Origin of the sequence: Pseudonocardia sp. EV170527-09, assembly GCF_008369905.1 — a bacterium.
GTDB lineage: Bacteria > Actinomycetota > Actinomycetes > Mycobacteriales > Pseudonocardiaceae > Pseudonocardia.
Genome location: NZ_VRMC01000489.1, coordinates 1 through 266, shown reverse-complemented (window position 1 = coordinate 266; position 266 = coordinate 1). Strand labels below are relative to the sequence as shown.

The window sequence follows — 266 nt, the reverse complement described above, 5'->3', positions numbered from 1 at the left end:
GAATTGGAGCATTGAGTCCGATATCGCAGCCCTTAATAGGATGTCGGAGGACCCCGAGCATTCCGCGGAGATCTTGTGCGGTGCTGTTCCGGTCGTCTTCCACACCCAATGGGCGGCCCTTTTTGATGTTGACGAGCAGGTCATTATTTCGACCGCGCTCGCCCCCGAGTTCACTGCCGAGGGAATTGCGCGATTGGCCCCCATGGACCGCACCCACACTGCGGAGCTAGAAGCCGACTGGATGCCTGGATGGGGAGATACCATCA

1 protein-coding gene is annotated in these 266 nt (G+C 58.6%); it reads left to right on the top strand.

Annotated elements, in window-relative coordinates:
- Positions 1–40: 40 nt before the first annotated feature.
- The coding region (locus tag FVA95_RS29890) for a hypothetical protein (RefSeq protein WP_205016078.1) at positions 41–266 on the top strand (226 nt) is incomplete at its 3' end.